Source organism: Lacrimispora sp. (assembly GCF_032078915.1).
In the GTDB taxonomy this organism is placed as follows: Bacteria; Bacillota; Clostridia; order Lachnospirales; family Lachnospiraceae; genus Lacrimispora.
Window position 1 is genome coordinate 119,676 of the sequence record NZ_DAMAUN010000005.1, and the last position, 8,944, is coordinate 128,619.

Consider the following 8,944-nt stretch of genomic DNA (forward strand, 5'->3'; position numbering starts at 1 on the left):
GTCATTTGAAACGGCTACCCCGCCGTCTTTTCCGCTTTGATGAATAGGAACTGCGCCTTTGTTCCAGAATACTGTTGAATTCATCCGCTGAAACACCGGAGTCCCGAAGGCGTTTCATGCGCTGCTCCCGCCTGATAAGGAAATCCTGGGCTTCTTTATGTTTCCAATATAAGAAAAAGGCAGCTGCGCCTCCTATTACAGTGATTGCTCCCACGCTTCCTAATATCAGCCAGGCGGTTAAAGGGATCTCAAAGGGCCTTAGAGCCTTTTCCCGGTAATCTTCCGTTTCTTTCTCCGAACGTTTTCCGGAAGGAGTTACGGAAGTCTGGGCGGCTGACGGGTCTAATGCTTCGCCGGATCCGGAAGACGTTTCGGCCTGGGGAGCAGTAGCGATCCCGGTTTCCGCTTCCTTGTTCTGGAATAAGGCGTCATTCACCTCTAAGAAGGTACAGCCTACGACCCGGTCATTATACCGGTAATTTATTTTCGCAATGGAATTTGGAGGGTCACCCGATGAAATATCATAACTGAGTTCCGCCTTTGCATCGGAAAAGTCAGCTGTTTTAGGCAGGATGATCCGGCTGTCAGGATCTAAAATCAGGGCCTCAGGTCTGGTGATTGACAAACCGCTGAAATTCAAATCGCTGGTAATGGAACTGTAGGTTTTTTCATAATCTGCAGCTTTTAAGGAGACAAAATTTGCAAAACCAAAGTCCATGAGATTTTTAGTGTCTGTCCAATACTGGGGAGTTGATCCCTTTAAAATTATGGTAATCAGCCTCAACCCGTTTTTTTCCGCACAGGTTATCAGGGTATTGCCGGCCAGTGTGGTGTAGCCTGTTTTGCCGCCGATGATGCCCGGATAGTAGAAAGGAGTGCTTTTTCTCATCATCTTATGACCAGGATAGATGGTAAGCCCTTCTTTATTAATGGAGTTAGGCGGAAGCTTATAAAAGGTTGTGGAGTCGATATCTTCAAAAACAGGATTATTAAAGGCTGCTCTTGCGATGAGGGCCATGTCGTAGGGGGAAGTATAATGCTCCGGGTTATTTAAACCGCTGGGATTGGCAAAATGAGTATTGGTACATCCAAGCTCCTTGGCACGTACGTTCATCATATCTGCAAAAGCTTCGGTGCTTCCCGCCACATGCTCTGCAAGGGCGTTGGCTGATTCATTGGCTGATTTAAGCAGAAGGGCATAGAGGCAGTCCCTGACAGACAACTTGTCCCCCTCATTGATCCCGGCATTGCTGCTACCTGATTCTACATTAAATACGGCGTTATGGGAAAATGTTACGGTTTCATCAAGACTGCATGTTTCAATGACAAGAAGCGCAGTCATGACCTTGGTAATGCTGGCCGGAAAATATTGGTTGTGTATGTTCTGGCCCCACAGAACGGTTCCGGTGTCTGCATCCATCAGAATGGCTCCCTGTGCCTGGACCGACGGGCCGGAAGGCCAGTCTGCGGCCCCCAGAGAAGTCCCGGTAAAAGAGGAGACAAAAAAAGGCAGGCACAGAAAAAAAATAAAAATCTTTTTTATATATTGAGTCATATTGAGTAATCTCTCCATAAGCTTTCGTTCGGTTTCAGACAATACTTCAATCTACAGTATAGGTTATTTGTTGTAACAAGTAAAGGTTATTTGCTATTTTTCCCCTATTTATATACGAAAAAACCAGCTGATTATGCTTACATATCCAGCTGATTTACGATCTTAAACTGCAAGATGTTTTCTTTTAAACTTACCCATAAGAAAAAGACAGACAGCTAAGATAAGTAGAATTGAGAAAAGGTAGATAAAGCCGATGAGAAAAACAGTGTCCCGAAAGAAGCCTTCCGGAACGATGTTAATGAGCATATCGGTGGAAGGATCCAGGATCCATAGGTCATTCTTAAAGAATATTTGGTGGAACATGATAAAATATCTGGTAAAATCTGTGGAAATAATGAAAGCTATGACAGCCGACAGGAAAAAAAAGATCCCGGTTCCCGCGCACACGGCCCTTGGAAAGGTTCGCGTAAAACTTGTTTTTAATAAAAGAAGAACGATGAGGCATAAGACCATGACCATGAGGCAGCCTCTCCGTATGGAAAGAGCGCCTAGAAACAGTCCGCGGACATCCTCCATATGGGCGATTTCACGGGCATTAAAAAATTCCCGTTCCACGCCTCCCATGGTGGTATCTACGTGAAGGTTGTCCCTCTTTCCCCGCAGATAAGACATCATTTCACCGGTAACATCAAGGAGATCCTCCATTGTCATGGAGACTGCCTGAGTCACATGATATTTGTTATATTCTTTTTCAAAGTATCCTGGTACCCAGTAAACGGCTGCCTCCACTGAGGTGAATAAGAGCACGATCATAAGGCAGAAAGAAAATATGATTCCAGCAGTATATTGGAGCAAACGGTTCATGGAATTCCTCCTTGAGAAAATTATTTTTTTGTTGCGGTAGGTAAGTCCCAGCAAAAGTGGGTAGCCAGCAGGCGGATCAAAACGACGGAGCAGGCGCCGATCAGCATGGCGATATTGCCATTGATGCAGTTCAAAAGCCAGGCATAAAGGATGGCGCCTGCAATGGAAGCGCAGGCATAAATATGTTTTCTAAGGACATAGGGGGTTTGTCCGGCCATAATGTCCCGCAGAATGCCGCCGCCAACTCCGGTGATGACGCCTAAAAAGATGATGAGAAAATGGTAATCCCCGTAGCCGGAAAGCACTGCAGCATCGATTCCGACTACAGTAAAAGCACCAAGTCCGATGGCATCAAATATGTTCATCACCTTTTCATAGGCTTCTATGGAACGTCCAGCCAGGATTTTCTGGTTCAGCCTTACTATGATAAATAAAAGCATAACCGTTATAAAGGCCAGCAATACATAGATCGGGTCTTTAAAAAGGGCAGGAGGTACATTTCCTATGATAATATCCCTTAGCATACCGCCTCCTACGGCAGTGGTAACACCTAAAACAATGACTCCAAGCAGATCCAGCTGTTTTTTAATGGCAACCATGGCCCCAGATGATGCAAAGGCTATGGTTCCGATGACTTCTATAAAGAAAAACAGGGAAAATTCTATTTTCATGAACAACCTCCGGTACATTCCTCAATGGGAAATTAAGGAAAGTATAAGATTTGGAAGAGTATTTGTCAATATATTAGGCCTTCACAAATATAGCGCGCTTCGCACAACACATAAATATATCTTGCTTTTTTTTACAAAATTTTATATTATATTGAAAAGTTCAAAATTTAACGATAGAAGATTCTGTAGGAGAGGAAAGGGGTTGACGCTGGCTTAGAAAGCCCAATGGGAAGAATAAAGTGGAACTAGACAACCTGATTTCAGAAAGAGGTGTGCCTGATGAACCAGAAAGAATATATGAAAAATGTAGAAGAGTGGTCTGATATCTGTTTGAATGACGAAAGAATTGACTTGGAAGCCTACGACAGATTTGAGGTAAAGCGGGGGCTTAGGGATAAAAGCGGCGATGGCGTTGTGGCAGGATTAACCAAGGTATCAAAGATTTTATCAAACAAGACCATAGATGGAGAAAAAGTCCCATGTGAAGGCCAGCTGTTTTACCGGGGATATAATATTCATGACCTGGTAAACGGCGTTGTCAGGGAAGGGCGCTTTGGTTTTGAGGAAATTGCCTACCTTCTTCTTTTTGGAGATCTGCCAGACAAAAACCAGCTGGAGAGCTTTACCAAGACTCTGGGCTACAGCCGGACTCTGCCTACCAATTTTGTCAGAGATGTGGTCATGAAGGCGCCGAGCCAGGATATGATGTCCTGCCTTGCCAGAAGTATTCTTACTCTGTCCTCTTATGATGATAAGGCCAGTGACATATCTGTTCCCAATGTGCTTCGCCAGAGTCTGATGCTAATCAGCGTCATGCCAATGCTGGCAGTTTATGGATATCATTCATTCAACCACTATGAGAGAGGGGGAAGCATGTATATCCACAGACCGGATGAGAAGCTGTCTACGGCAGAAAATATATTAAGGCTATTAAGGCCGGATATGAAGTATTCCGAGGTGGAAGCCCATGTTCTTGACCTGGCTCTCATCCTTCATATGGAGCATGGAGGAGGAAATAACTCCACCTTTACAACCCATGTGGTCACTTCCTCCGGTACGGACACATACAGCGTGGTTGCGGCTGCACTTGCCTCTTTAAAGGGGCCAAAGCATGGCGGCGCCAATATTAAGGTTGTGGAAATGATGGAGGATTTACGGAAGGAAGTCAACGACTTAAAGGATGAAGAGGAAGTAGAGAAGTACTTGAGAAAGCTTCTTCATAAGGAAGCATTTGACCGGAAAGGTCTTATATATGGTATGGGACATGCGGTTTATTCCAAGTCTGATCCCCGTGCAGAAATTTTTAAAGGTTTTGTTAAGCAATTGTCAGAGGAAAAAGGACGTCTGGATGATTTTAACCTCTATTCCATGATCGAGCGTCTGGCCCCTGAAGTCATTGCAGATGAAAGAAAGATCTATAAGGGCGTAAGCGCGAACGTGGACTTTTACAGCGGCTTTGTGTACAGCATGCTGGACATTCCCAATGAATTGTTTACCCCGATCTTTGCCATTGCAAGGATTGTAGGATGGAGCGCCCACCGGATCGAAGAGCTTATCAATATGGATAAGATCATCCGCCCGGCCTACATCAGTGTGATGCAGGAAGAGGATTATAAGTCTCTGGAAGACAGATAAGCAATAGAGATGGAAACAGGCTTACAGCGGCATTAAACCGGACTGTAGGGCCTGTTTTTTATTAGCTGGTATATAGACGGCCTTTGCAGACGGCGCCTGGGCGTGAAGATCCGATGTGATATTGACATGAGAGTCAGGGAATGGTAAGATTGAGTTAGCTTAAACTAACTATTTTCCTGATCAAAATGAAGCAGCATCCCATGATAAAAGAGGCAGAATGAAGTGAGAGAAGAATATGAATACCGGTTAAACAGTTCGAACAGTTCCTTGTCCGGGCTTTGTGAAGCCTGGAATAAGGTCTATAATTTGAACGGCAGCCAGATGGAATATGAGATACCGGAACAAGCAGGAAGCGGCAGGCTGACGGGCTTTTGCTCCGGCAGAAGGATCCGGGTCATTAATTACGATATGAACTTCAGTAAGCCGGTTGATATGACGGGATATTCGGGGACTCCTCATATGGACCTTCTGTTTTGTCTTGGAGAACAGGCAGGCTGGGACTTCCCGGAAAGCGGGAAGGTCTTTCATATTTGTCCGGGGGAAAGCTATATTGGTACCAGTTTTGAAACCAGAAAAAGGAGTGTGTTTTCACCTGGTACCCATATGCATATACTAGAGATCAAAGTTCCCTTAGCGGATATTCAGAATATTTATGAAAACATAGACAATACCAGGGCGGGTGAAAGATCCTCTTTCAAGGAATTTTCCACGGGAAAATATGGTCTTACCCCTTCTGTTCAGGCAATGATTCGTCAGATGTCGGACTGCCCTTATAAAGGATATCTGCGGCAGCTCTACATGGAAGGTAAGGTTTATGAACTAATAGCCGTTTTTTTCAGTGAGACAGTGCTCCAGAAGGATCATACCATTCTTATCCCGGATTTTTCAAAAGCAGATTTAAATTGTATCTACCAGGCAAAAAGGCTTCTTGATGAAGCGCCGGAGCGTAACGTATCCCTGTCCCTTCTGTCGCGGTGTGTAGGGCTGAATGAATACAAACTGAAAAAGGGATTTAAGGAGGTGTATGGGGTTTCCGTGCATTCTTATGTGATTCAGAAGAGGCTGGAGCTTGCAAAGACCATACTGGATATGGAAGATGTGACCGTAAGTGATGCAGCCGGACGGGTTGGTTATGGGAATGTGAGCCATTTTGCGGCGGCCTTCCGCAAAAGGTACGGTTCAAATCCCGGACAGTATTTACGGGATGTCCGGGATTGACATGCATCCGGACTTCTTCAAAGGCTTCCAATGTTCCCATCTCCCCTTCAATAACTCCATAAAAAATAAGGCGTACTGCAGATGGTGCCGCAGACGTCAAAATAAAAAACTCCCACAGTAGGAACGTCCGTCAATTTGCTATTCCCATTGCATTGACGGCGGGAATATCTTTGGGAGTTTTTTTTGTATGCATTCACACCTGATGTTAAAGGAAATTTCCCGTCATTGAAGCAGTGCATACCTTTCAAATTCCATTACTCCTGTTTTGAGTCGAAAAGCTCCTGATTTGGGTAGAGCACCTTATCAGACTCTTTTATAATGGAACCAAAGCGGCTTCCTGCTTTCTGGTTAGCAAAAACTAACCAAATGAGGACAGAAGCCGCTTAAATACATATTAAATGGAGGTTTTGCAATGAACGCAAAAGAGAATAAGGAAGTCAATCACATCCTGCGGGTAAAGGATTTCGCCACCATCGGAATTTTCAGTGCCATTATGCTGGTAGTATTTATTGCTTTTTCCATGATCACCGGCGCATCGTTATTCTTCAATATGATCTTAAATGCCGTGTGCGTGGCTTTTTTACTGGCACCGTTTTACGTTTACATGTGCTTAAAGGTGCAGAGGCCGGGAGTGGCTCTGATCTATAACCTGATCCACGCTCTTTTGGTAACGCTTATGATGGGGCCTTTTATGGGGCCGTGGTTTATTATCGGCGGACTTCTGGCGGAGCTTTCCATGGCCGGGAAAGACAGTTACAAAAGCATTTTCAGGATATCCATAAGCTGGGCCATCACTTCACTGGTCCGGGCGACCCATGGAATGGCGGAGATCTGGTTCTTTAAGCAGGCCTATCTTGCCAGCGGGGTGAGCCAGGAGCAGGTCGCCGTACAGACACGGTATTATACCTCAGCGCCCTGGGTGCTGTTTAGCTGTGTGGCAACGATTGTCATGGCAGGTGCGGGCTGCCTCCTTGCCAACCGGCTGATGAACAAGCATTTCCGAAAGAGCGGTCTGCTTAAATGATGGCCCCTCTGTACTTTGACTTTCGTTCTAAAGCCGTCATACTGATCCTCACCATGGTGCTTGTAGCCTTTGCTACGGCAAACATCACCATTTATATGCTTTTGGGAATGCTGGCGGTTTATTTGATTGTTCAGGGCTTTGGAAGGGCTGCCTTAAAGATGGGGGCGGTTGCACTGGCTGCCGGAGGACTGAAATATCTCTCGGCAGGGCAGGGACTTACGGTTTTCATACCGGATATGTTTTTATTCATCATTACCCGGATTATGCTCATGCTTATGGCGGCCTGTCCGTTTATGGGAATGCCTCCAGGTGAGGCTGTAGCGGTTTTTAAAAAGATCCACGCACCCGATACGTTTGCCCTGCCAGTGACCTTTATGCTTCGTTTTCTCCCAACGGTAAAAGAGGAGTTTGCAGGGGTGTTTGCGGCCCTTTACCTGCGGGGACTTTTGTCTTTAAAGCATCCGTTAAAGGCCCTGGAATATATCATCGTTCCGGTCATGCTGCGGGCTTCCCGCATATCCGATGAGCTGGCGGCTTCTGCAGAAGCAAGGGGAATTGCCAATCCGGGAATCCATACCTGCCGGAGAGAGGTGATATTTGCCAGGCGTGATGCGGTTCTCGGCGCTCTTGGGGTGTTGGCTGCCGCAAGTCTGCTGCTGTTAGAAAGAAGGGTGATATGATGATTGAATTTGCAGATGTTTCTTATGGGTATATTGGGGAGGGAAACAATGACCTGGAGCATGTAAGCATGACCATAAAGGACGGTGAATTCGTAGTGATCACCGGAAAAAGCGGATGCGGAAAAACCACCATAACAAGACTGATCAACGGGCTTGCCCTTGGTTTTTATGAAGGCTGGCTGTCCGGTGAAGTGAAGATCCGCGGGACGGATATAAGAGACCTTCCTCTCTGGTGTATCGGCCGCAGGGTGGGTTCTGTCTTTCAGGATCCAAGGAGCCAGTTTTTTGCCGGCATAACAGAGGATGAGCTGGCCTTTGGCTGTGAAAATTATGGCATGGACAGAACGGTCATGGAAGAGAGGATCAAGGAGGCGGTTTTTAAGATAAGAGGAGAAAACTTACTTGGCCGTGAAATATATCCAATGTCCAGCGGAGAGAAGCAGAAGATTGCCATTGCCTCCGCCTATGCGGTTTCTCCGAACATCTATGTATTTGATGAACCGTCGGCAAATCTGGATATGGCATCGGTCCTTAAACTTAAGGATCTGATGAAACAGCTAAAGGATATGGGGCACACGGTAGTTGCCGCGGAGCACAGGCTTTATTATCTCACCGGAGTGGCGGACCGCTTCCTGTTCATGGAAGACGGGCAGATCGTCCGGGAATTTTCTCCCCTGGAAGTAAAGAATATGACCCGGGAATCTCGGGAGATATGGGGAGTGCGGGCCGGAGATCTTTCTGCCTGCACGGTTCAGAAGCAGCCTGAAGAACCGAGGGAAAAACCGATTTTACAAATAAAGCACCTGGATTTTTTCTATGGAAAACTCCAGATTTTAAACGATTTATCCCTGGAAGCTTTTCCCGGAGAAATCATTGCCCTCATCGGATACAACGGCGTAGGGAAAAGCACCCTGGGGCAGATTCTCTGCGGACTGTTAAAGGAATCCTCTGGGACTATCCTTTATGAAGGGAAACCGGTTGCAAAGAGAAAACGAAGAAAAAAGGCCTATTATGTGATGCAGAATACGGACTGCCAGCTCTTTGGAGAAAGTGTCAGAGAAGAATTAAAGCTTAACCAGAGACATGGGGATGATCATGAGATCCAAAAGATTTTAAAGCGGTATGGGCTGTGGGAATACAGGGAGCGCCATCCGGCAACCCTGTCCGGCGGCCAAAAGCAGCGCCTTACGATGGCGGTGGCAGATGTGATCGGCCCGGATATCCTGATCTTAGATGAGCCCACCAGCGGACTGGACGGTAATAATATGCGCCGCATTTCAGACCATTTAAAGCAGCT

The 8,944-nt window shown here is 46.1% G+C and carries 8 protein-coding genes; 5 read left to right on the forward strand and 3 right to left on the reverse strand.

Translation table 11 applies throughout. The features are described from left to right. Nucleotide 1: 1 nt before the first annotated feature. The 3 genes from RT269_RS03730 to RT269_RS03740 all read right to left on the reverse strand — a co-directional run bounded on the left by RT269_RS03730 (nt 2) and on the right by RT269_RS03740 (nt 3,090). Nucleotides 2-1,555 (reverse strand): D-alanyl-D-alanine carboxypeptidase family protein, encoded by a 1,554-nt coding sequence (locus RT269_RS03730; protein WP_313180643.1) that lies wholly within the window; start codon nt 1,553-1,555, stop codon nt 2-4. A 162-nt stretch (nt 1,556-1,717) separates the two neighbouring features. Further along, nucleotides 1,718-2,419, reverse strand: coding sequence for a TIGR01906 family membrane protein (locus tag RT269_RS03735; RefSeq protein ID WP_313180644.1), 702 nt, complete (start codon nt 2,417-2,419; stop codon nt 1,718-1,720). 20 nt (nt 2,420-2,439) lie between these two features. Beyond that, nucleotides 2,440-3,090, reverse strand: a complete 651-nt coding sequence (locus RT269_RS03740; protein ID WP_313180645.1) for a trimeric intracellular cation channel family protein — start codon at nt 3,088-3,090, stop codon at nt 2,440-2,442. A 279-nt stretch (nt 3,091-3,369) separates the two neighbouring features. Between RT269_RS03740 and RT269_RS03745 the strand changes: the two genes are divergently transcribed. The 5 genes from RT269_RS03745 to RT269_RS03765 all read left to right on the forward strand — a co-directional run. Further along, entirely contained in the window at nt 3,370-4,725 is a 1,356-nt protein-coding gene (locus RT269_RS03745) for a citrate/2-methylcitrate synthase (RefSeq protein WP_331664045.1), read from the forward strand. A gap of 222 nt (nt 4,726-4,947) precedes the next feature. Then, complete coding sequence (locus RT269_RS03750) at nt 4,948-5,943, forward strand: helix-turn-helix domain-containing protein (RefSeq protein WP_313180646.1); 996 nt, start codon at nt 4,948-4,950, stop codon at nt 5,941-5,943. Nucleotides 5,944-6,355: 412 nt separating this feature from the next. After that, complete coding sequence (locus RT269_RS03755) at nt 6,356-6,967, forward strand: MptD family putative ECF transporter S component (protein WP_313180647.1); 612 nt, start codon at nt 6,356-6,358, stop codon at nt 6,965-6,967. Continuing rightward, nucleotides 6,964-7,647, forward strand: coding sequence for an energy-coupling factor transporter transmembrane component T (locus RT269_RS03760; RefSeq protein ID WP_313180648.1), 684 nt, complete (start codon nt 6,964-6,966; stop codon nt 7,645-7,647). Before RT269_RS03755 ends, RT269_RS03760 begins: the two co-directional genes overlap by 4 nt. Then, on the forward strand, nt 7,644-8,944 hold a 1,301-nt coding region (locus RT269_RS03765), incomplete at its 3' end, for an ABC transporter ATP-binding protein (RefSeq protein WP_313180649.1). The genes RT269_RS03760 and RT269_RS03765, both read left to right, overlap by 4 nt.